The organism is Nitratiruptor sp. SB155-2, from assembly GCF_000010325.1.
Classification (GTDB): domain Bacteria; phylum Campylobacterota; class Campylobacteria; order Campylobacterales; family Nitratiruptoraceae; genus Nitratiruptor.
This window is the reverse complement of the sequence record NC_009662.1, coordinates 1,812,274-1,834,752: the sequence shown is the minus strand read 5'-3', so window position 1 is coordinate 1,834,752 and position 22,479 is coordinate 1,812,274. Positions and strand designations below refer to the sequence as shown.

The 22,479-nt window shown below is 40.7% G+C and carries 26 protein-coding genes; 23 read left to right on the top strand and 3 right to left on the bottom strand.

Features of this window, described 5'->3' with window-relative positions; translation table 11 throughout:
* Nucleotides 1–33: 33 nt before the first annotated feature.
* The 7 genes from NIS_RS09650 to NIS_RS09620 all read left to right on the top strand — a co-directional run bounded on the left by NIS_RS09650 (nucleotide 34) and on the right by NIS_RS09620 (nucleotide 4,330).
* Nucleotides 34–609 (top strand): TorD/DmsD family molecular chaperone, encoded by a 576-nt coding sequence (locus tag NIS_RS09650; protein WP_012083183.1) that lies wholly within the window; start codon nucleotides 34–36, stop codon nucleotides 607–609.
* Nucleotides 599–1,639, top strand: a complete 1,041-nt coding sequence (locus tag NIS_RS09645) for a 4Fe-4S binding protein (protein ID WP_012083182.1) — start codon at nucleotides 599–601, stop codon at nucleotides 1,637–1,639. Before NIS_RS09650 ends, NIS_RS09645 begins: the two co-directional genes overlap by 11 nt.
* A 68-nt stretch (nucleotides 1,640–1,707) precedes the next feature.
* On the top strand, nucleotides 1,708–2,055 hold the full coding sequence (locus NIS_RS09640) for a hypothetical protein (RefSeq protein WP_012083181.1): 348 nt from the start codon (nucleotides 1,708–1,710) through the stop codon (nucleotides 2,053–2,055).
* A 14-nt stretch (nucleotides 2,056–2,069) separates the two neighbouring features.
* On the top strand, nucleotides 2,070–3,317 hold the full coding sequence (locus NIS_RS09635; protein ID WP_012083180.1) for a hypothetical protein: 1,248 nt from the start codon (nucleotides 2,070–2,072) through the stop codon (nucleotides 3,315–3,317).
* Nucleotides 3,310–3,618 carry a metal-sulfur cluster assembly factor gene (locus NIS_RS09630; RefSeq protein ID WP_012083179.1) on the top strand — a complete coding sequence of 103 codons (309 nt, stop codon included), beginning with the start codon at nucleotides 3,310–3,312 and terminating at the stop codon, nucleotides 3,616–3,618. Before NIS_RS09635 ends, NIS_RS09630 begins: the two co-directional genes overlap by 8 nt.
* The gene (locus tag NIS_RS09625; RefSeq protein ID WP_041354083.1) at nucleotides 3,615–3,842 is read left to right on the top strand and encodes a hypothetical protein; all 228 of its coding nucleotides are present in this window, start codon (nucleotides 3,615–3,617) and stop codon (nucleotides 3,840–3,842) included. The genes NIS_RS09630 and NIS_RS09625 overlap by 4 nt, the downstream gene beginning before the upstream one ends.
* Nucleotides 3,833–4,330, top strand: a complete 498-nt coding sequence (locus tag NIS_RS09620; protein ID WP_012083178.1) for a DUF1858 domain-containing protein — start codon at nucleotides 3,833–3,835, stop codon at nucleotides 4,328–4,330. Before NIS_RS09625 ends, NIS_RS09620 begins: the two co-directional genes overlap by 10 nt.
* Here the strand turns inward: NIS_RS09620 and NIS_RS09615 are convergent.
* Entirely contained in the window at nucleotides 4,327–4,929 is a 603-nt protein-coding gene (locus tag NIS_RS09615; RefSeq protein WP_012083177.1) for an FmdE family protein, read from the bottom strand. The genes NIS_RS09620 and NIS_RS09615 overlap by 4 nt on opposite strands.
* Before the next feature lie 199 nt (nucleotides 4,930–5,128).
* Here NIS_RS09615 and napA point away from each other — a divergent pair, with 199 nt between their 5' ends.
* The 9 genes from napA to NIS_RS10115 all read left to right on the top strand — a co-directional run bounded on the left by napA (nucleotide 5,129) and on the right by NIS_RS10115 (nucleotide 13,783).
* Nucleotides 5,129–7,939 carry a nitrate reductase catalytic subunit NapA gene (gene napA, locus NIS_RS09610; protein WP_012083176.1) on the top strand — a complete coding sequence of 937 codons (2,811 nt, stop codon included), beginning with the start codon at nucleotides 5,129–5,131 and terminating at the stop codon, nucleotides 7,937–7,939.
* A gap of 18 nt (nucleotides 7,940–7,957) precedes the next feature.
* Nucleotides 7,958–8,749, top strand: a complete 792-nt coding sequence (gene napG / locus NIS_RS09605) for a ferredoxin-type protein NapG (RefSeq protein WP_012083175.1) — start codon at nucleotides 7,958–7,960, stop codon at nucleotides 8,747–8,749.
* A 1-nt stretch (nucleotide 8,750) separates the two neighbouring features.
* Nucleotides 8,751–9,560 carry a quinol dehydrogenase ferredoxin subunit NapH gene (gene napH / locus NIS_RS09600; RefSeq protein WP_041354395.1) on the top strand — a complete coding sequence of 270 codons (810 nt, stop codon included), beginning with the start codon at nucleotides 8,751–8,753 and terminating at the stop codon, nucleotides 9,558–9,560.
* Nucleotide 9,561: 1 nt separating this feature from the next.
* Nucleotides 9,562–10,143: a nitrate reductase cytochrome c-type subunit gene (locus NIS_RS09595; protein ID WP_012083173.1), complete on the top strand. Its 582-nt coding sequence runs from the start codon at nucleotides 9,562–9,564 to the stop codon at nucleotides 10,141–10,143.
* Nucleotides 10,143–10,610 carry a 4Fe-4S binding protein gene (locus NIS_RS09590; protein ID WP_012083172.1) on the top strand — a complete coding sequence of 156 codons (468 nt, stop codon included), beginning with the start codon at nucleotides 10,143–10,145 and terminating at the stop codon, nucleotides 10,608–10,610. Before NIS_RS09595 ends, NIS_RS09590 begins: the two co-directional genes overlap by 1 nt.
* A 1-nt stretch (nucleotide 10,611) precedes the next feature.
* On the top strand, nucleotides 10,612–11,562 hold the full coding sequence (locus tag NIS_RS09585) for a WD40 repeat domain-containing protein (RefSeq protein WP_012083171.1): 951 nt from the start codon (nucleotides 10,612–10,614) through the stop codon (nucleotides 11,560–11,562).
* Nucleotides 11,559–11,906, top strand: a complete 348-nt coding sequence (locus NIS_RS09580) for a chaperone NapD (protein ID WP_012083170.1) — start codon at nucleotides 11,559–11,561, stop codon at nucleotides 11,904–11,906. The genes NIS_RS09585 and NIS_RS09580 overlap by 4 nt, the downstream gene beginning before the upstream one ends.
* Nucleotides 11,907–11,915: 9 nt before the next feature.
* Complete coding sequence (locus NIS_RS09575; protein WP_012083169.1) at nucleotides 11,916–12,443, top strand: PAS domain-containing protein; 528 nt, start codon at nucleotides 11,916–11,918, stop codon at nucleotides 12,441–12,443.
* A gap of 89 nt (nucleotides 12,444–12,532) precedes the next feature.
* On the top strand, nucleotides 12,533–13,783 hold the full coding sequence (locus NIS_RS10115; RefSeq protein ID WP_012083168.1) for a hypothetical protein: 1,251 nt from the start codon (nucleotides 12,533–12,535) through the stop codon (nucleotides 13,781–13,783).
* Between the two features lie 69 nt (nucleotides 13,784–13,852).
* Here the strand turns inward: NIS_RS10115 and NIS_RS09565 are convergent, their stop codons facing one another.
* Together NIS_RS09565 and NIS_RS09560 are read right to left on the bottom strand one after the other, a co-directional pair.
* Nucleotides 13,853–14,401 (bottom strand): porin family protein, encoded by a 549-nt coding sequence (locus NIS_RS09565; protein WP_012083167.1) that lies wholly within the window; start codon nucleotides 14,399–14,401, stop codon nucleotides 13,853–13,855.
* Nucleotides 14,402–14,424: 23 nt separating this feature from the next.
* The gene (locus NIS_RS09560) at nucleotides 14,425–15,063 is read right to left on the bottom strand and encodes a Crp/Fnr family transcriptional regulator (RefSeq protein ID WP_012083166.1); all 639 of its coding nucleotides are present in this window, start codon (nucleotides 15,061–15,063) and stop codon (nucleotides 14,425–14,427) included.
* A 155-nt stretch (nucleotides 15,064–15,218) separates the two neighbouring features.
* Here NIS_RS09560 and NIS_RS09555 point away from each other — a divergent pair, with 155 nt between their 5' ends.
* From NIS_RS09555 to NIS_RS09530, 7 genes are all read left to right on the top strand, one after another.
* Complete coding sequence (locus tag NIS_RS09555; RefSeq protein WP_012083165.1) at nucleotides 15,219–15,551, top strand: hypothetical protein; 333 nt, start codon at nucleotides 15,219–15,221, stop codon at nucleotides 15,549–15,551.
* 12 nt (nucleotides 15,552–15,563) lie between these two features.
* Nucleotides 15,564–16,241, top strand: a complete 678-nt coding sequence (locus NIS_RS09550) for a c-type cytochrome (protein WP_012083164.1) — start codon at nucleotides 15,564–15,566, stop codon at nucleotides 16,239–16,241.
* Nucleotides 16,228–17,664 carry a cbb3-type cytochrome c oxidase subunit I gene (locus tag NIS_RS09545; protein WP_041354082.1) on the top strand — a complete coding sequence of 479 codons (1,437 nt, stop codon included), beginning with the start codon at nucleotides 16,228–16,230 and terminating at the stop codon, nucleotides 17,662–17,664. The genes NIS_RS09550 and NIS_RS09545 overlap by 14 nt, the downstream gene beginning before the upstream one ends.
* Nucleotides 17,665–17,714: 50 nt before the next feature.
* The gene (locus tag NIS_RS10305) at nucleotides 17,715–17,879 is read left to right on the top strand and encodes a hypothetical protein (RefSeq protein WP_173026298.1); all 165 of its coding nucleotides are present in this window, start codon (nucleotides 17,715–17,717) and stop codon (nucleotides 17,877–17,879) included.
* 50 nt (nucleotides 17,880–17,929) lie between these two features.
* A complete protein-coding gene (locus NIS_RS09540) occupies nucleotides 17,930–19,588 on the top strand; it encodes a cytochrome D1 domain-containing protein (RefSeq protein ID WP_012083162.1) in 1,659 nt (552 codons plus the stop codon).
* Between the two features lie 104 nt (nucleotides 19,589–19,692).
* Complete coding sequence (locus NIS_RS09535; RefSeq protein WP_012083161.1) at nucleotides 19,693–21,372, top strand: cytochrome D1 domain-containing protein; 1,680 nt, start codon at nucleotides 19,693–19,695, stop codon at nucleotides 21,370–21,372.
* Complete coding sequence (locus NIS_RS09530) at nucleotides 21,372–22,475, top strand: radical SAM/SPASM domain-containing protein (RefSeq protein ID WP_012083160.1); 1,104 nt, start codon at nucleotides 21,372–21,374, stop codon at nucleotides 22,473–22,475. The genes NIS_RS09535 and NIS_RS09530 overlap by 1 nt, the downstream gene beginning before the upstream one ends.
* The last annotated feature ends 4 nt before the right edge of the window (nucleotides 22,476–22,479 follow it).

The window sequence follows — 22,479 nt, the reverse complement described above, 5'->3', positions numbered from 1 at the left end:
CATATGCTATCAATATCTTCGTAAGGATACAGCTTGGATAACAAAACCCGTGCATTTGGATACGCTTTTCTTTCAAGAATGTTTGAAAAAGAGCTTGGGAAAAAAGAGATTGAAGATCTAAGAAACAGTCCAGAACTTTTGGAAACTATCGGCGAAAACGCCAAAGAGTATATCGAGTCACATGATATCGATAAGCTTCTTGATGAACTCAATATCGATTTCAATTCCATTTTTGTCATCAATTCACAACCTGTGGAATCTCTTGTTATAGATAGCACTGGAGAGATTCTTGTGGGTTTGCAAAATCCGGTGATGTTCTTCTATTTTGAAAATGGATATGAAATCGATATGAATCGTACAGAAATTCTTGCTCCAGATCACCTCTCTATAGAATTTGCTTTTATGCAGAATCTCGCTTATAGAAATGAAGACAAAACAGCTTTCAAATTTTTACGAGAGCATCTTTTGCAGTGGGTTCCACCATATCTGACAGCAATGAGAGATGTGGCGAATACTCCTTATTACAAGGATCTTTGTGACTTTACGGTAGATTACCTTTTTCATGACTATGAAGAGCTCAAGAAGGAGTATCCGATAGATGTACTATAAACAGACAGGGAATCATTTCGAGATAGACTTTTTGAAATGCCTTCGTACCGATTATTATCACAATAACTGCACCGAATGTATGGATATATGCCCTAAAGAGGCTTTCTTTTTCGATAGGGGCAGACTCTCGCTAGATGCACAGAAATGTACAAATTGTGGAGTATGTTTGGGAGTATGCCCAAGCGAAGCTTTGTATTTGGAATTTTTCGATCCCAATGAATATATCCTCAAACAGCAAGAAAATGAAGTGCTTCTTTCATGCAAAAAAGATATTCCTTGCTTGAGTGTTTTCGATGCAGAGCATTTTGCGACGTTTCTTCTTAGAAAAGAGAAGGTTTCATGTGACCTGAGCCATTGTGATGGGTGTGAACTCAATCCAGGCAATCGTACATTGCAATCGATTCAAGAGCGCATGAATGAAGCGAACGCATTTATAAAAGCTTTGGGTATTTCGAAAGAGTTGCAAGAGGGAGTTTATCAAGAAGATAGAAGAACCTTTTTCAAAACGATTTTCCAAGCAACAAAGAAACTTACGCAAGAAGAGCATCTAAAAGATTTGCAACATGAAAGAGAGCGGCTTCCTATGAAGCAGACTCTTTTGAAAAACAGCCTCAAAAAAAATTTGCCAGATATACCAAATAGTGCTATTCCTACATCATTCTCCTTTTTAGGAAATAAAAATATTGATCAAAACTGTACCAACTGCAGAGACTGTGTCCAGTTTTGCCCAACTGGGGCGCTTTTTTACGCAAAAGAGGGTACGGCTATCTGGTTTATGAGCGGACGATGTATCGATTGTGATATTTGCAATGATATCTGTAAAGTGGATGCCGTAAAAAATAAAGAGCAAATCGATATTGTTTCTTGGGCATTCGATAGAGGGGAAGAGCTGATCGAATTTACTTTTGAGACGTGTAGCGAATGTAAGACCCCCTTTGTTTACCGTGGCGGAGAGCCAATCTGCGATCGTTGTAAAGAGTTCATCTCCAAACGTCACGATATTTTCAAACTGGCTTGCGATGAGGATTGATATATATCAATGACACACCATTGACACACTGATACAATTCCCCCATATACTCACAGAAGGGGGATGTTATGCAACTGATTCCAGAAAATGCCCAAAAAGTGGATGTGGAAGGGGCTACTGTCGATTTTTACAAATTTGAAAAAGATGGTATAACTTATTATGCCTTTGATACCTCAAGATGTGGACCACCTGAGCCGATGGTCAATGCAATGGCCGGTTTAAAACTTATTACTGCACCAAATGTGAAACTCATCATGATCAATCACAAAATGCCAATGGGCTTACTCAATAAAATAGAAGAAAATTATGATATCGAAAAGGAAGAGCTTCCGGATGGAAGAGTCAAACTCGTTTTTAGTTATAGACCGGGAAAGAGTGAAGAAGCGAATTTGAACGATAGTAGCTGTCACGGCTAAAAAGGAGGGGGAGGGTGTTCAATATATCCAAGGAGTTTGCTCCGCCATTCAAGCTTATTGCTCCATTTTTTATATCCGGTGTACTTTTTTATCTCATTGCTACTGGTGCGCTTCTTTTCTATCCTGCATCCTTTGATTTCTTGGATCTTTCCATTGCAGGATGGGTTCATCTTTTTTTACTTGGATATGTGATGATGGTGATTTTTGGAGCTATGGCGCAGCTGGTTCCTGTAGTGCTGGAGACGGGACATTTTAGTGTCGACTGGTTCTATGTGATATTTCCTTTACTGCTTTTTGGGACAATTCTCCTGGTTTTAGGTTTTTGGTTTGACCCTATTTTGATCAGTTTCGGCGGGATTTTGGTTCTTGCATCGATGATCATATTTGCTATCGATGTTTTTCTCACTATTCGAAAAACCGAACTTAAAAGCATAACGGTTCAAGCAGTGAAAATTTCCAATATCTTTTTGCTCATAGGAATTTTGAGCGGCTTTTTGATGGCATTGACTCTTAGCGGCTTTTGGAGTGTCAATATAGAGGATGTCATAAAAGCCCATGTATTTGCCGTGCTCGGTGGATATGTGATGATAACCATTTATGGAATTTCCTTGGTGCTCCTTCCAATGTTTGGTCTTGCCCACGGTTTTTATGAACGACCGGTACATATTGCTCTTAGATTGATGGTTGGGAGTGTTGTACTTGTGCTTATTGGTGCATTTTTGGGATGGAGCATCTTTCGTGTAATGGGATATATTCTTGCTTTCTTATCCACCGGAGCCTATCTGTATCAGATCTTTCTTATTTATAAAGCCAGGATTCGTAAAGAGAGGGATATCTGGTCCAAATCGATGTTTGCCGGATATGGATTTTTCATATATGGGATTGTACTGGGTTTTATTTATCTGCTAAGTGGAGGATCGCTGCCGAATATCTTACATACATCGGCTTGGTCGCTTTTTGTCTTTTTTGCTTTTTTGATCAATGGTCATTTATATAAGATTATCCCTTTTTTGGTCTGGTTCCATAGATTCAGTGCATTGGTAGGAAAACAGAAAGTCCCAATGTTGCATGAGATGATTCCAAAAAAACAGGCGGAGTATCAGTTTTGGTTTTCACTTGCTGGATCTGTTCTCGTTGCACTGGGGTTAATATTTGAAAATGACATATTGTTGAAGTCGGGAGCAAGCTTTTTATTTGCGGGAGCTCTCTTTTTGGTAGTGAGTACGCGATGGATGTTGCAATATAGGAGTGAAAATGGCTAAAGTAACGAAAGAACAGGTATATGATGCGATACGAACGGTCATCGATCCAGAAGTCGGTTTCAATCTGGTGGATCTTGGGCTTATTTATGATGTGGATATCGATGAAGAGAACAATGTTCATGTAAAAATGACTCTCTCCACAAGAGGATGTCCTCTACACCAGATGATGCAGCAGTGGGTAAAAGAGGCAGTTGAGAAAATTCCGGGTGTCAAAGATGTGACGGTAGAGATTGTCTGGGATCCACCTTGGAATATCTCTATGGCCAGTGATGTGGTGAAAAAAGCGTTGGGTGCCCAGTGAAAGAGTTCAAAGCTTTTTTTCGTCATCTCTATGGTGCTGGCATACTCTTTTTTTACTATCTCAAATGGCCTATTGTAATAGGCCTGCCCATACTCTATTTTTATCTGCATTATCCAAGGAACTGGATCTTGGATATTTTGTGGCTCTATTCACTTATATTGATTATCAAAGATTTTGTCGTGATGTATATGCGATATAGGCGAGGAGAGAAGATATGGAGATAACGCTTGATACGAAAATTGCCGATCTTTTGAAGGAGTACCCTTTTTTGGAAGAGGAGCTTATCAAAATCAATCCAAAATTTAAAAAGTTGAAAAATCCAATACTTCGAAGAACGGTAGCAAAAATCGCTTCAGTAAAACAGGCCGCTGCAGTGGGTGGCATGGATCCGGTGGATCTTGTCAACCAACTTCGATCCTTGGTGGGTCAGGAGCCTTTAGCCGTTGAGGTTCAACAGCAGTCTCAAGAGATACGGCCTGAGTGGAGTTTCGAAACACCATCGATAATCTTGGATGCCAATAAGTTACTAGATGATGGGAAAAATCCATTGGCAGAAGTGATGAAAGAGCTCAAAGTCCTTCCGAAAGGTTCGGTTCTTTTGCTTACATCAGACTTTAAGCCAGAACCGCTCATCGATACCCTTAAAGAGAAAGGGTATAAAGTTTTTTGTGATGAGTCGAGTGATCAAGTGAAAATGTATGTAAAAAGTTAATGGATTTGTACAAGTTGACTCCATAACTCTTTATTTAAGAGAATTTTTGCGACCCTTTCTTGCCATAATGTTTGGAACTTTTTCCTCTCTTCTATACCACCCTTGCCCATCAGAACCGTTTGCATAAGCTCTTTCATTTGAGGATGTGGAGGGACGATCGAAGGGTCATAGGAAAGATCGATATGCTTTTGGGTGTCTATTCGTTTAAGGCGCACTTGTGAACTAAATCCTTTACTAAAAAAGAGTTTGTTGCTTCGATCGAACTTTGGTCCAATTCCTTTGAAACCTGACTCATCGTTTACGCCGCAAATATAGGCAAGTGTATTGCCAATGACGCCATTGACGCCTTCATCTCTTGCACCACTGACATGGACTTCTATCTCTCCACGTCTTGGTAAAGTGTCGGGAAAGAGCTTTTGAAGACCGATTTTTGCCATCAGATAGCATCCTGCTACCGTAGGACAGGAGTGTCCCGCAAAAAGTGCGATATCTTTGTAGTGAATATCTACCAATCCATTTTCAAAAGCTCCTAAGAAATCGGATAATGGGTCATACATGGTGATAGATTCAACCTGGTCAAAAAACTTTGGATACTCCATTTTATTCCTTTGTTAAATTTTTTTTATCATACAAAAATTTCGATTTAAAAAAATTGACCAAAATCAAAATAAGACAAAAATTATCTTAATTTTTTTTATTAATTTTGATTTATATCAATATTCACTTAAGGTTATCGAGGTACAATAATTATGTTATGAAATTAATCTTTGCTTATTAGCAAGATAAGAGGAGGCATACATGGCACTGAGTAGAAGGGATTTTCTCAAGAGTAGCGCTGCTGCGGCAGCTGCGAGTGCAGTGGGACTGAGTGTTCCAAAAGAAGTTGAAGCGGCTTCCAAGGAAGCACAAAAAGGATGGCGCTGGGATAAAGCGGTATGCCGTTTCTGTGGTACTGGATGTGGGATTATGATTGCAACGAAAGATGATCGTATCGTTGCAGTAAAAGGGGATCCGCTTGCACCGGTAAACAGAGGGCTTAACTGTATCAAAGGGTATTTCACCGCTAAAATCATGTATGGAGCAGATAGACTCAAAACCCCACTCCTTCGAATGAATGACAAAGGGGAATTTGATAAAAAAGGGAAATTCAGACCTGTAAGTTGGAAACGAGCTTTCGATGAGATGGAGAAGCAGTTTAGAAAAGCATACAATGAATTAGGTCCAACCGGTGTTGCATTTTTTGGATCCGGTCAGTATACGGTTATGGAAGGGTATGCCGCTGCAAAACTGATGAAAGCAGGCTTTCGTAGTAACAACATCGATCCAAATGCCCGACACTGTATGGCAAGTGCCGTTGCAGGATTTATCCAGACATTCGGTATCGATGAGCCTGCTGGATGTTATGATGATATAGAACTTACTGATACCATCGTGCTTTGGGGATCCAATATGGCAGAGATGCACCCGATTTTGTGGGCACGATGTACCGATAGAAAACTCTCAGATCCAAATAAAGTGAAGGTTGTCGTACTTTCTACCTATACGCACAGAAGCTGTGATTTGGCAGATGACGTAATCATCTTTAAACCAAATACAGACCTCGCTATTTGGAACTATATCGCAAGAAGCATCGTTTATGATCATCCAGATGCGATTGATTGGAACTTTGTAAAAGAGTACTGCGTATTTGCTACAGGATATCCGGATATCGGCTATGGTATGCGAAATCCAAAACGTGCCGAAGAACTTGGATACAGCAAAAAAGAGATGCAAACAGTATGGCATCAAGATCATAAAAAACTCTCTGAAGATGAGAAAAGAGCCCTTGCACCATTTGGATATGGCAATGCCGATGTTATGAAAATGAAGCATGTCAAAGCTGCTGGAAAGCACTGGGCAATCAGCTTTGAAGAGTTCAAAAAATCGTTAGAGCCATATACCCTCGATTATGTAGCAAAAGTTGCCAAGGGTGATCCAGATGAAAGTTTAGAGAGCTTCAAAGCAAAACTACAAAGACTTAAAGACCTTTATGTAGAAAAAGGTAGAAAAGTTGTAAGTTTCTGGACAATGGGTATGAACCAGCATACCAGAGGAACCTGGGATAATGAATTGAGCTATGTTGTACATTTCTTGCTTGGTAAACAAGCATTGCCTGGAAGTGGAGCATTCTCTCTAACTGGACAACCAAGTGCGTGTGGTACTGCACGTGAGGTTGGTACATTTGCACACAGACTTCCAGCAGACATGGTCGTTTTCAATCCAAAACATAGAGCTATTGCTGAGAAAATCTGGAAACTTCCAAAAGGTACAATCAATCCGAAAGTTGGAAGTCATATCGTAAAAATTATGCGAGATCTTGAAGATGGCAAGATCAAATTTGCTTGGGTACATGTATGTAACCCATGGCAAGATACGGCGAATGCGAACCACTGGATCAAAGCAGCGCGTGATATGGACAACTTTATCGTAGTGAGTGACGGGTATCCAGGTATCAGTGCGAAAGTTGCGGATTTGATCTTGCCGAGTGCGATGATCTATGAAAAGTGGGGTGCATACGGTAACGCTGAACGCCGAACACAGCACTGGAGACAGCAAGTAACACCTGTTGGTGATGCGATGCCGGACATTTGGCAATATACAGAATTTGCGAAACGATTCAAACTCAAAGATGTTTGGAAAGAGTGGAAACTTCCTGACGGAACGGTACTGCCAAATGTGCTTGATGAAGCGAAAAAGATGGGATACAGCGAAGATGATACGCTATTTGATGTTCTTTTTGCGAACGACTACTACAGAAGCTTCAAATGGCCTGACCCAATTGGAGAAGGTTTCTTAAATACTGAAGCTGAAGGTGATAAACGAAATGTCATAGGAGCTGATGGAAAACCGTGGAAAGGATATGGCTTTTTTATCCAAAAAGCGCTTTGGGAAGAGTACAGAAAATTTGGTGAAGGAAGAGGTCACGACTATGCGCCATTTGATGTATACCATAAAGTACGGGGTCTTCGATGGCCGGTTGTCAACGGTAAAGATACACCATGGCGATTCAATGTCAATTACGATCCATATGCAAAACGAGAAAAAGAGCTTGGTCATGTAAAAGGTGAGTTTGCATTCTATGGTCATGCACTCAAAGTGATCCCACAAGGAAGTCTGACCGGACCTGATAAAAATAAACCGAAAATCCATTTGCCGAACAAAGCGAAAATATTTGCACGACCTTACATGGAGCCACCTGAAGTACCAGACAACGAATATGATACATGGCTCTGTACCGGACGTGTGCTTGAGCATTGGCACAGTGGTACGATGACTATGAGGGTACCAGAACTCTACCGAGCGGTTCCAGAAGCGCTTTGTTACATGCATCCAGAAGATGCGAAAAAACGAGGTGTCAAACGAGGTGATTTAGTTGTAATTGAGAGTCGCCGTGGTAAATGTAAAGCAAGAGTTGAGACTAGGGGTCGTAACCGACCACCTCGAGGACTCGTGTTCGTACCATGGTTTGATGAGCGGGTATATATCAACCTTGTAACATTGGATGCAACCTGTCCAATCTCTAAGCAAACCGACTATAAAAAATGTGCAGTCAAAATCTATAAGGCTTGATAGTAAAGGGGAGGGGATATGGATAAAAACCGACGTGCCTTTTTAGTTTCGATGGCACAAAATGTAGCCATAGCTGCAACAGGAGGATTTCTTTGGAGCGCCTATGTGGAAGAAGCAAAAGCGGCTCCCCTGATTCTCAGGCCTCCTGGAGCAAGAAAAGAGCAAGATTTTATGAGTCTTTGTATCAAGTGCGGGCTTTGTGTGGAAGCCTGCCCGTACGATACTTTGATGCTGGCAAAACCAGGAGACAATAAACCTCTTGGCACGCCATACTATATTCCAAGGGATATTCCTTGCTATATGTGTGATGATATCCCTTGTGTGCCACCTTGTCCAACGGGCGCTTTGGATATAAAAAGCGTTACGAAAGAGCAAGATGGCCAACAGGTCTTTGACATTACATTGATGCGAATGGGTGTGGCCATTGTCGATATAAAAGATTGTATTGCCTACTGGGGAATACAGTGTGACGCATGTTATAGAGCGTGTCCTTTGTTGGATAAAGCTATCTATATGGAAATGCGTCGCAATGAGAGAACGGGAAAACATGCGAAACTGTTACCTGTAGTCGATCCGGACTACTGCACAGGATGTGGACTTTGCGAGCACGCATGTGTGACAGAAATTGCAGCTATAAAAGTGTTGCCACGCGATGTAGCTCTTGGGAAAGTTGGGGAGCACTACGTCAAAGGATGGGAAAAAAGCGATGAAGCGAGACTCAAAGGAAGTAGCGGTATTAAGACAACTGTTACACCAAGAAGCAAAAAAAGTGCTATTGAATCACTGAATGAAGGATTGAACCTTGAGTAATATATGGAACAAATACCGCTTTTTGATCTTAAGACGCTTCACGCAAATTGCACTTTTAGTGCTTTATGTCGGAGGAAACTATTGGGGTTGGAAGATTTTGCAAGGAAACCTCAGCTCCTCAAAACTGTTTGACACCATTCCTTTGGCGGATCCTTATGCGGTTTTGCAGATCTTTTCCACAGGTGCAATAGTCGCGATGGATGCACTGATCGGTGCAGTGATTATAGCCGTTTTCTATGCACTGCTTGGAGGGCGTGCTTTTTGTAGCTATGTATGTCCTGTCAATATGGTAACAGACCTAGCCAATTACTTGAGGCGAAAATGGAATCTTGACAAATTTGAAAAGAAGTGGTGGGCAAGCAGAAATATCCGGTATTGGGTTATGGGACTTAGTTTTATTCTTTCCTTTATCCTTGGTACCGCGGCCTTTGAGCTTGTAAGTCCAGTCTCTATTACCCATCGAGGCATCATCTTTGGTATGGGTTTTGGATGGGCGGCGATTGTTACCATATTTTTGTTTGATCTGTTCATACTAAAAAATGGTTGGTGTGGCCATATCTGTCCATTGGGCGGTTTCTATTCTCTCATTGGAAGGTACAATCTTTTTCGGGTAAAACATATACAGCCTAACTGTACACTTTGTATGAAGTGTAAAGAGGTGTGCCCAGAAAAAGAGGTGCTTTATATGATAGGGAAAAAGAGCCAAATGGTTGATATGGGTGAATGCACACTGTGTGGTCGATGCGTGGAAGTGTGCGATGATGATGCACTCCATTTTGGAATTCGTGATTTTGTGAAAAAAGGAGAGTGAGATGAAACTGAAAAAATTGGTAGGAGTATCTGCAGCAGTAGCTATCTTTTTGGCAGCTGGCTGTGGAGCGGCTTCACAAAAAGTGGTGAGTGAGCACGAATTGAGTTACGGTAGTAAAGGTGTTCCACCAAAAGTGGAATATAGCAAAGCGGCACCAGGGACTTCTCAACGATTTCAAAGGAGTTATGAAAACGCTCCCCCTATGATTCCTCATAGTATTGATGGTTTGGTTCCGATTACACTCAATAACAACGCATGTCTTGGATGTCACATGCCAAATGTTGCGAAAAGTATGGGTGCGACACCATTGCCACCAACGCATTTTAAAGATTTCTTCTTCAAAACAAAAGAGAAGTTGATCAAGCAAAAGCTCTATGAAGATGTGAAGGCATATAAGCAAAGACTATCTCTTATGGCAAAAAAAGCGGATATTGCTCCACAGCGATACAACTGTGTTCAGTGCCATGCGCCTCAGGCAAATGCAAAACCGCTTGTTGCCAATACGTTTAAACCAGATTTTCGAGATCCAAATGCGAAGCATAAGTCGAAACTCTATAAAAACTTGATGGAAGGTGTAAAATAGTGGAAAGAAGAGAACTTTTCACTGCACTTTTGAGAAAAAAGAGGGGACAAGAGGAGCAAAAGCTCCTATACCCTCCCTATTATAACGATGTGTCCGACTTTGAAAAATGCAAAGAGTGTGAGTCGAAACCTTGTATTGAAGCATGTGAAGAGAATATTATAGTGATATGCAACGACAAACCCACTTTGGATTTTTCTGAGTCGGGATGTACATTTTGTGATGCATGTGCCGAAGTATGTGAGAGTGGCGTATTGGATATGAAATATAAAAGTAATATAGAGCCTCCAAAACTGAGTCTGTTAGGATGTTTGGCATGGCAAAAAACAATTTGCAGTATGTGCAAAGATATTTGTGAAGTGAATGCCATCGATTTTGTTGGTCTTTTTAATCCCGAAATCAATGAAAAATGTACAGGATGTGGATTTTGTCTGGCAGTCTGTCCAACGAAAGCTATAAGGTGGGAGTGATATGAGATTATTTTTGATTCTTTTGGCAACTGTCATTGCCCTGATCGGGTCAAATATTCAGCCTATAAAAGGTATCGATATTAAAGCTTCGGTCCTTGATATGGTAATCGACAATGCAAAAATTTATGTTGCAACAGATGCAAGTAAAGTTATCGTATTAGATTTGGACTTAAAGCAATTACAAGAATATAAAGTACGAAAAATAAAAGATTTTATGGGAACATTTAATGATGCAGATATTTATAGTATCGATGTTTTGAATGGCAATATCCTTTTTTTGGCCCAGGCAGAGGAGGGGTATGCGGAACTTTTTTTTGTACAGAATGGAAAAGTTGCGAAAGTTCTTGATAAATCGTTGGGGCTGTATGCAAAAGCTGCAAAATTTGTGGATATGGACCATGCCGTTTTGACTCTTATGAGCGATGAAGTGGTTCTTTATGATATAAAAAACCATACTATCGTAAAAAGAGCAAAAGCAGGGGAATACTTTTACTCCGCTATGGCTATCGATAAAAAAAGAGCAAATGTTGCAATCGGTGATGAGGGGGGAGAGGTCATTGTCGTTGATGCGAAAACTCTTCAAAGAAAAAAACTGATTAAGGATGTCAACAAAGATAAAATTCTCTCCATCGATATCAATGAGGGTGTGATTGCAGCTGGAAGTAGAGCGGACAAAACCTTGGCAATATACTATTGGAAAGAGAACCGTCATAAAAAAATACAAAATCCAGATTTTTTCATCTATGTTGTCGGTTTGAGTCCAAAGAACAGATTTGTAGTGTATGGAGACAATGAAAAATATAACCTAAAGGTGTTAAATATGAACCAAATGCAGGTTGTCTACCGGCTTGTCGGACATAAAAACATTGTCAATGTTGTTCGATTTGCGGATGAAAAAACTGTTTTTACAGGTAGTGAGACTGGAGAAATCAAAAAATGGAGGTTACCATGAATGTGAGTAGTTGTGTTGTCAGATGCAATCCCGAGGATGTAGAAAGTGTAAAAAAAAGAATAGAAGAGAGTGGTGTATGTGATATTCATATAGTGGATGAAAAAGGTTATATTATTGTGACTATTGAAGGTGATGGCATTGAGGAAGAGATAAACAAACTCAAAACATTACAGTTTTTAGAAGGGGTTTTGAGTGCAGAAATGGTCTTTTCCTATAGCGAGGATGAGTTGGAAGCGTTACGAGAAGATCTGGATATTCAAGACCCCGTGCCGGAAATTTTGGAAAAAGATGTTCCGGCAGAGCAGATTGTCTATCACGGTGATCTGAAGAAGAAGTATATCTAAAGGCAATACATGGATATTACATGGGATATGTTTATCGAGACCGAAGTTCCAAAAGATGAGCTTATCATCTCTCGAACGGATATGAAAGGGATTATTACCTATGCAAACGAGACATTTGCCAAGATTAGCGGCTACACTCCAGAAGAGCTCATTGGAAAACCTCATAATATCCTTAGACATCCAGATATGCCCAAAGTAGTGTTTAAAGATTTGTGGCAGACCATACAACAGGAGAAAATCTGGAGCGGCTACGTAAAAAACCTACGCAAAGATAGGGGGTTTTACTGGGTATACGCAGAGATTAGCGGTGTATATAAAGATGGAAAACTCGTCGAATACAAATCGATGCGTAGTTGGGTACCAAAAGAAAAGCGTATCGAAATGCAAAAGAGGTATGATCAGATGCGTATGGAAGCTGGAGAAAATGTACGTTGCGTGAGTTATATGGATAGTGATACATATAAAAAACTGTTGGAAAAAGCGAAAGAGTTGGGTGAGACTCCGGAAGCGCTCATTAAAAATCTGATCCATGCTTGAAAATTTTGATTAAGATCAATTATTTTAAGTATAAATTTAAAATATAATAGGTATGATAAAAAAAGATTTACCTCAAAAAAGGAGTAAAAATGAGAAAGATTGGCTTAAGTATAACTGCTGCTATGTTGTTGGCGGCGGGAATGAGCAGCGTAGCGAGCGCGAGTGCATTGGAAAATATCGTCTCCAATCCAAAAGTCTCTTTGGAAGTGCGACCGCGATATGAGTATGTGGATCAAGATGGGATAAGTGAGGAAGCAAATGCGGTAACGGTTCGAACGGCCCTTGGACTCAATGCACAGCTTTTTGAAGTGGAAGGACTTGGAGCACAGTTTCAGGTAATGAATGTGACAGCTTTAAATGATGATTATGCTCCAGAACAAGCGGGATATCCTGTTGTGGCAGATCCAGAGCAAACACGAGTCACCCAGGCAAATATCAGTTATACCGTAAACGGATTCACTACGATTGTTGGTAGGAAAATGGTTACATTGGACAACCATCGATTTATCGGTAACGTTGGCTGGAGACAGATGCCGCAAACCTATGATTTGGCTGCGGTAGTCTATAATGGCATAGAAAACCTCAATTTGCTCGGCGCATATGTATGGAATGTCAATAGAATTTTTGCTACTGATGGTGATGGCCCAAAAAATAAACATCTCTCAACAGGAAGTGTATTACTCCATGCAAGCTATAAAGTGATGCCAGAACTCACTATTACTGCATATGACTATATGATAGAAAACCTTATGGATCATATAGGTTTGAGATTGACAGGGAAAGTGGATCTGAGTGGCGTCAAAGTTGGATATACTGCAGAATATGCAATCCAAGATGATCCAAGTCTGGATGATAGCGATGATCCTTTATACAGTCCTACGAGGAAACAGGATACCGAATATTATAATTTGGCTGTAGACGCTTCTTATAACGGTTTTATTGGTGGTTTGGGATTTGAGCATTTGGGTGACAAAGGTTCTGGCGATATGGCATTCAGTACCCCACTTGCAACACTTCATGCAATGAACGGTTGGGCGGATGTGTTTTTGAGTACACCAGATGAAGGTCTTGAAGATTTTACCGTAAAACTAGGGTATAACGCTGGAGAATATGGGAAAATTGTAGGTATTTATCATAGCTTTTCATCAGATACCAATAACGCTGCAGGAGATGATGATCTTGGTGATGAACTCGATATTGCCTATAACTATAAAATCAACAAAAACTTGGGACTACTTCTTAAATATGCGGATTACAATGCAGGAGATACATCTTTTGGGAAAAAAGATGTAACAAAATATTGGGTACAGCTCGACTATAAATTCAGCGCTGGCCTCTAATCTCTCACCCCTTCGGGGGGAAAGCGAAGGAAGAATCAGTTTTGCCAGTTTCATTCCCTCCTTCGCTTTTTATAAATCGAAGTTATACATTACTCCAAGTGTAATCATATCCCCTTTTGGCCCTTCGATTGTGGATTTTTCGTATTCCCCTAATATTTTCCATGTCGAATCGAATGCATACTCAAAACCTGCGGCATATACGAGTCCGGTGTCATGACCATTTTCGGAATCCGTTTTTTCATATTCATACTCATAACCGACTTTAAAAAGAATGCCTAACGATTCACTCATTTCGTAGGTATACGCTACATCAAGAGAAGTTGTCCAGTACTTGATATTTTCGCGCAGAGTTTCTGTCTCCTCGAAAACAGTTACTTTTGTCTTTTCGTAACTTCCATCGATTTCAATCGCAAAACCGTGACCGAGTCGATAGCCCAAATCTACACCTATACCGTTACCATGATCACCTTTTTCGTTTCCGTTGCGATCACCATAGTTGTGAATACCTTTGACAACAACGTAGTACGGCTTTTCAGATTCATGCACAGAATCCTGTTCATGTGCAAAAAGCGTTGTACCAAGTAGTAGACCACTGACAATGATCGATGTTATTCTCATAATACTCCTTCTGTAAAGATTAATTATTCAAAGAAAGATCGAAACTCCTCTTTCTTGAGAACTCTGTATTGAGAGCGATTTTTTTCGAGAAGTCCCAGCTTTTTAAATTTTGATATGATGCGAGAGAGGGTTTCTGGGGTGATATTGAGTAGTGTCGCGATTTCGTTTTTTTTCAGATCCATAAACTCTTCTTCATGTTCGTAAATAAATTTTGCCACTCTTGCAGTGGAACTCAACACAAGATCGTTGGTGATGACATGTTCAAGATAGCGAATCTTATTGGTCAACGACTTGATAATTGTAAATGCAATTTCAGGATTTTTTAAAAACTCTTCCTCAAATATTTTATAATCGATTAATAAAAGTTCTCCATCGGTAAGGAATTCGCCTGATGCCGGATAGGGAATCTGTTCAAAATTGACGATTTCAGCGATCAAATTTGGCGGATAGAAAACATGCAATACGATCTTATTGCCTTTATGATCGCTCTTATAAATTTGTAAAATTCCCTTCGTCAGTAAAATGAGATGTTTGGCAATCTCTCCTTCGTAAAAAACGATACTCCCTTTTTTGTACTGTTTTAAAACGGAAATCTCTTTTAGACGCTGAAACTGCTTGTCATCGAGATTGTTAAAGAGATAGAAACTGCGTATTCTTTCCATAATTTGGCCTTTTCAATAAAAAGAGATACAATTATAAATTGCCAAAAATTAAATGGAGCTAAAAAACTAAATTCAACATTTATTGATCAATATCAAAGTAATGGTTCAAAAAAAGACATACAATAAAAATGTAAATTAATTTTTAGGAGGGATCGATGGAGTATTACATGCACGATATTCCAAGCCAAGACTTTTTACCAATCTTCGTCATTTCTGCCTGGGTAATCCTATTCGGGATGATGTATGCAGGTTTTTTTACATTGGTGAAGCTGAGATTGGTAAAAAAATATTTCATGGTCTTGGCATATCTCTCCTGGGGTGCATTGGTGGCGTGTATCTACTATCTAGGTGAGCTGCTGCGGGTGGAACCCTATACGCAAAAGGTTCTTATCGGTGCGATGGTGGGGTATCTCATATTTCCACACATCGTCTATTTTCTACTCGAAAAGGTGCATAACCGTTTCGAGCATAGTGAAGTTACATCTTAAGAAGGAGGCGATATGGACAATAAGCCATCAGTTTGGACCAGTAACAGGTTCTGGCGTAGATCTGCGACATGGGTTACGGGTGTGTCTGCAGTGCTGTTGATATTTTTGACATTTGATTCAATGGCACAGATGCAGATGGGTACGGCACAAGATATTAAAAACAAAGTGGATAAACGAATACCATCGCCGGTAGTCATCAACTATAAAATCGACTATCAGCTCAATAGAAAAAGAGGCCATGAAGTTCCAATTATAGGTGGTATGGATGCGAATGGCAACAGCAAATATGAGGAAAAAGAGAAATTTTTCGGCCGAGACGATTATAGTGAAAAGGAAGCCAGAGCCCTTATCCATAAAGGGAAACTGACCATTCAGGCGAAAAACTGTATGGATTGCCATACGCTTCTAGGAAACGGTGCCTACTATGCGCCAGATTTGACAAAAGCTTGGCTCGATCCAACATGGGATACTCTTGCTCCTGCATATGGAGGTAAAGAGCATGCCATTGCAAAATTTTTACAAAACCCTCCAGCTATGGCTATGCATGAGCGTAAGATGCCAAATCTTGGCATTACAGAGGATGAGGCAAAAGCGGTTGTTGCGTATCTGAAATTCATGTCTGCAATCGATACCAACGGATTCCCGAGAAACTTTGGAAAAATCAAAGGAGCGGTCGATGCAAGGAAATAATGGACAACTCTACGAAGGGCAAAAGTTAGCGCTCAAATATTTTACGGTTGCGATAGTTCTATTTGGTGCCCAGCTTCTTTTTGGGCTGATTGCTGCGATACAGTTTTTGTATCCAGGATTTTTGTTTAATACGCTCGATTTTTCCATTGCGAGAATCGTGCATATCAATGCACTTGTTGTATGGCTTTTATATGCGATGATTGGTGCGGTATATTGGCTTTTACCAGATGAAGCCGGCAGAGAAGTTGTTGGCGTCAAACTTGGTAATCTAGCGTTTTATGTTTTGACAGCAGCCGTTGCTGTTGTTGTTTTGGTCTATCTCTTTATCCAAGTTGGTCCTGGTAATGAGATGACAACATGGCTGATTACAGAAGGTCGTGAATATATCGAAGCACCACGATGGGCTGATATTGGTATCGTTGCAGTAGTGCTCATTTTTCTCTACAACGTGTATGCAACGGTTATCAGCGGTAAGCGATCAGGTATTTTGACTGTATTGATGGCAGACCTAATCGCATTGGCAGGTTTGTATCTTGCAGGAATGTTCTATACAGACAATATCGCTGTTGATCAATACTGGTGGTGGTGGGTTGTTCACCTCTGGGTTGAAGCGACTTGGGAAGTATATGTTGCAGCCGTTGGTGGTTATATCTTGATTAAAACCCTTAACGCCAACAGAAAAGTGGTCGAGATGTGGCTATGGATCGAAGTAGCCATGATGTTTGGATCTGGTATTTTGGGTCTTGGTCACCACTATTTCTGGATCGGAACACCAGAATATTGGTGGGAAATCGGAGCGCTCTTTAGTGCACTTGAGCCAGTTCCACTCGTAGGTCTTTTCGTACACGTCCTTTATGACTGGGGTAAAGAGCGAGGAAAAGGGAATACTATCAAAAACGTTCCGGCATTTGCATGGTTGACAGTCGAAACATTTGGTAACTTCTTGGGTGCCGGTGTTTGGGGATTTATGCATACGCTCCCTCAAATTAATCTCTATACACACGGAACGCAATGGCCAGCAGCACATGGTCACTTGGCATTTTTTGGTGCATACGTAGCAATTATGATTGCTGCTATTTATCTTGCAATCCAAGGAAAAGCAGGACTCAAAGAGCTTAAGATGACAAAAGCTGGATGGTGGGCAATTTCATTGATTACCGTAGGTGTCCTCTTCATGACAGTGGCTCTTACGCTTTCAGCATACGTGCAAACTATGGTAGAGCGAGGAATGTATGGCGGAACATGGGAAGGCTATTTTGTCGCTCAAGCGAACCAATGGTTCGTGCAAGGTATGGGATGGAGACTTGCAACTGGATTGATGGTAATCGTTGGTTATGTGTTCTTAGTATACGATCTATTGACATGTGCCAAAAAACAGCCAGAAGAGGTGTATGAGGCAAGTGGTGCAGCGGCTGCTGCTTAAATAAGAAAATATTAATAATAACTTCAATATAATTGATATAAGGAGCAACTATGTTTGAGCCATGTACCGATGTGGTCTGCAGTTTCTGGTCCATACTCAATCAAGGACCGATGACATTGACCATTACACTCCATACGTTGATCGTCTTACCGATGATCTGGATCTATTTTGACGAAAAGAAAAAGATGGAACGAGGAGATATCCCGGAAGAGTAATCCGGGCCTCCTTTAAAGGGAGAGGGGTAATCTTTGCAAAGGAGAAAACGATGAAACTAAAGATTGGAATCAGTGCATTCCTTGCCGTTGGATTAGTGGGTGCTTTACAAGCCTCTTCAGATATCAAGTTGAGCCCTGAAGAGATGAAAAAAGCGACGCAAATCTATTTCGATCGATGTGCAGGATGTCACGGGATGCTGAGAAAAGGGGCTTTGGGACCAAACCTTCTTCCTAAAAAGACTCGTCAAATTGGCACAAAAACACTTGAGTACATCATCTACAACGGTACCCCGGGAGGGATGCCAAACTGGGGTTCTAGTGGTGAAATGACAAAAGAAGAGACTGCATTGATGGCTAAGTTTATCCAGCTCCCACCAGTTTCCCCTCCTGAAAAAAGTATGGCGGATATGAAAAAAACCTGGAAAGTCTTGGTTCCACCTGAGAAGAGACCTAAAAAACCAGAAACAAAAAGAAACTGGGAGAACTATTTTGGCGTTGTTCTCAGAGATGTGGGTAAAGTGGCCATTATCGATGGTGATACGAAAGAGTTGGTCAGTATCGTGAAATCTGGTTTTGCAACCCATATTCTACGAACCAGTAAGTCTGGCCGATATATGTATGCAATAGGACGGGATGGTAAAGCAAGCGTTATCGACTTATGGATGAAAAAACCGCAAAACGTTGCCGAGATTCGAGTCTGTAACGATGCGCGAAGTATCGATACATCTAAGGCAAAAGGGTATGAGGATGAGTATGCGGTAGTTGGATGTTACTGGCCACCATCAATCGTAACGCTCAAAGGTGACACATTAGAGCCTATTCAAATTGTCTCAACCGCGAGCTATACTTACGATACGGGTGAATTTACAAGAGAGGCTCGAGTTGCTTCCATCGTTGCGAACCACCATAAGCCAGAATGGGTTATCAATGTCAAAGAGACCGGCCAGGTATGGCTCTACAACTATTCTGATCCAAGAGATCCTAAGATCCATATGCTGATGGCGGAACGGTATCTGCATGATGGTGGTTGGGACCTGACTAAACGATACTTCCTCGTTGCAGCAAACGCGAGAAATAAAGTTGTCGCAGTGGATACGAAAGATGGTGAGATCGCTGCAATCATTCCGACAGGTGGAACAAAACCGCATCCAGGGCGTGGTGCGAATGTGAGCCATCCAAAATATGGCCCAATCTGGTGTACAGGACATATCGGTAGTAACGATGTGGTTTGTATCGGAACAGATCCAACATACCATCCGCAATATGCATGGCGAGTCGTTGCTGATATTAAACTTCCTGGAAATGGTGGTGGTAACCTTTTTGTCAAAACACACCCAGCGTGTAAATATATCATTGCAGATAGACCTGTCAATCCTGACAGAAAACTGCAAACACAACTCTATGTTATTGACAAGAACAAACTCAAAGTCGTCAAAACAATCAAGGTACCTAAAAAGTTTGTCAAAGAGCATACCGTTACGGTCAATGGCAAAAAAATCAAAGTTAAACCAAGAGGTCCTGTTCATATCGAATTCAACAAAGACGGTGATGAATTTTGGGTCAGTGTTTGGGGGAACAAACTCGTTCCAAGTGCGATCTTGGTATACGATGCTGAAAAACTCAAACTCAAAAAAGCGATCACAGGAGATTGGGTACGAACTCCAACAGGAAAATTCAACGTCTTCAACACGAAATACGACATCTACTAAGATTGCCCGGGCTAAGGCCCGGCTAATCTTGCAGTGTTATAATATCGATGAGTGAGAAGTGCCAAGAGTTCTTGGTAGTTCTTGCTCCTCATAGAGGAGTTGTCATGAAACAGATTGTATTGCTGCTTTTTTTGCTCACTTTTTTACCCGCTTCACAATTGATCCATGAGCTTGAGGCAAAAAACTTTCAAAAAAATGGGTACGATAGTTATCAAAAATATTGTGCTGTGTGTCACGGGAAAAACAGAGAAGGCGTTTCTGCACCACCCCTGTTGCCACAATTTATCAAGAGAATAAGCGATAAAAGACTTCATAACATCATTAAAAATTCTCTCCCACAGACTTTGATGCCAAAATTTTCTTTTTTGAGTAATCGAGAGATCGAAGCCATTATCCGCTATCTCAGAACACCTGCGAAAAACATCACCTGGTCAAAAGAGAATATCGTGCAAAGCAAAACGGTATTCTCCAGTTCTAAAAAAAATCTGGGTATCAAAAATATAGAAAATGTCACGTTGGTCGTAGAACGAGGAGCTAACAGGGTCTGGGTGATGGAAGATGAAAAAGTTTTAGATAAGTTTACTTTCAAAAATGTGCATGGCGGTCTCAAATATACTCTCGATGGAAAAAACTTTTATGTTCCTACACGAGATGGATGGATCGGCCATTACAGTTTGGAAAATGGAAGATTGGAAGAGAAAATCAGAGCATGTGTGAATCTAAGAAATATCTCTTTAAGCCGTGATGCAAAATATCTCTTTGCTACCTGTTTATTGCCGGAGCGGGTAGTGGTATTTGAAAGAAAAGATTTAACTCCTGTCAAAATGTATGATGTGAAGGGAAAAATAAGTGCTCTGTATGAGTTGTACAGCAAAGATGAAGCTATTTTTACACTTCGAAATAGCCCGAAGCTTTATAAAGTGAATACAAAAACGCTTCAATTTACTTCTTATACATTAGATAAGCCGATCGAAGACTTTTTCATCGATCCCTTTGAAGAGTACATCATCGGAACCACAAGGCATGGAAAAGATTTGAGAGTCTATGACATACATAGTCTTAAAGAAGTGTTTATGGCACATATCGAGGGTATGCCCCACCTTTTTAGCGCAACCTACTGGTATAAGGATGGAAAATTTTACTTTGCCACCCCACATCTAAGAAAGCCTTACATTACGATCTGGCAAATGTATGAGTGGAAACTTGTCAAAAAGATCGATGTTGGCGGAGACGGTTTTTTTGTCAAAACCCATCCACAAAGCGATTATCTTTGGGTCGATAACGGAAGCGATCAGTTAGTACTTGTGGATAAAGAGAAGTACACGATCAAAAAGCTTGTACCAAGAGAGGGGAAACGGTATATCCATACCGAGTTTAGTGGAGATGGAAAGTATGCCTATTTGAGTATCTACGAACCAGATGGCAACCTTCTTGTATGGCAGACAGATACTTTTAAAGAGCTCAAGGACTACAAGGCAAACATTCCCGTCGGAAAGTACAACTTCATCAATAAAAACAGGAAGTTCTATCCAAGACTTTTTGGACTCTCCATATTTAAAGAGAAGTGCTGGGGATGTCATCATCAAACTGCCATGGCTTTTGGGCCGCCATTTGCCCAGATTGCGAAACAAAGAAGCGATGAAGAGATAATGGCGCAAATAACCGATCCAGCGAATACCTATAAATTTTTGGGATACACAAGAAATGCTATGCCAGCCTTTCATCTAAGCCCTAAAGAGCTTCGCTGTATTGTCGATTACATCAAAAGTTTTAAGGATAAGTAGTGTTTCGTCTTAGCAATTTGATCAAATCTTCCATCGAAGATCTGCCACAGCGCCGTTTGAATGGTGCCATAGCCATCTGGAATTTTACTAATAGGTGTAATCTTAGCTGCCTGCACTGCTATTCTAAAGCTGGACTTGAAGCCCAGGATCATCTAACTACCCAAAAGATCATGCAGACAATTCCCCAGCTTAAAAAGGGTGGGGTGAAATTTGTGATCTTTAGTGGTGGAGAGCCGCTGACGAGAAAAGATATTTTCGATATTGCTGAAGCTATGAGAGAAGAAGGAATTGCCACTTACCTCTCTACCAACGGCCTTTATATCCATCACTCCAATGTAAAGCGTATCATTGATACCTTCTCCTATATCGGCATCAGTATCGACGGGACACAAACTATTCATGACAGGTTCAGGGGACTAGAGGGAAGTTATGCAATGAGCCTCAAAGCGATCGATCTTATTCATGAGCATGGTGGAAGAGTTGGCATCCGCTTTACGATAACCAAAGAGACCATCGATGCGTTAAAGCATATATTTGAGTTGGCTGAAACAATAGGAATCGACAAGATCTACATCTCCCATCTTGTGTATAGTGGTAGAGGTCTGGATAATCTCAAAATGGATTTAACGAAAGAGCAAAGAAAAGAGGCGGTTACCTATATCATCCAAAAAGCCTTTGAATATTATGAGACCGGAAAAGATATCGACATTGTTACTGGCAATATGGAGATGGATGCAGTGATGCTTCTAAACGCTCTTGAACAAAAAGATGCTGAAGCTGCAAAGAGACTACGAAAAAGACTCCTTGCATGGGGTGGCAACAGTGCAGGAAGAAATCTAGTCAATATCGATAGCGAAGGCAATGTCAAGCCCGATCCCTTTTTTCCCGAAAGAATCGGCAATATTTTTGAAAAACCTTTTGATGCCATATGGTTAGATAATGAAAATTCACTTTTACAAAAACTTAGAGAGTTTCCAAGAAAAATATGTGGAAAATGTGAAAATTGTGAGTGGATAGAAATATGCAATGGAGGAAGCCGTCCCAGAGCATGGGCGATTCATGGCGATCTGTGGGCGGAAGATCCAAGCTGTTATGTACAATAGGAAT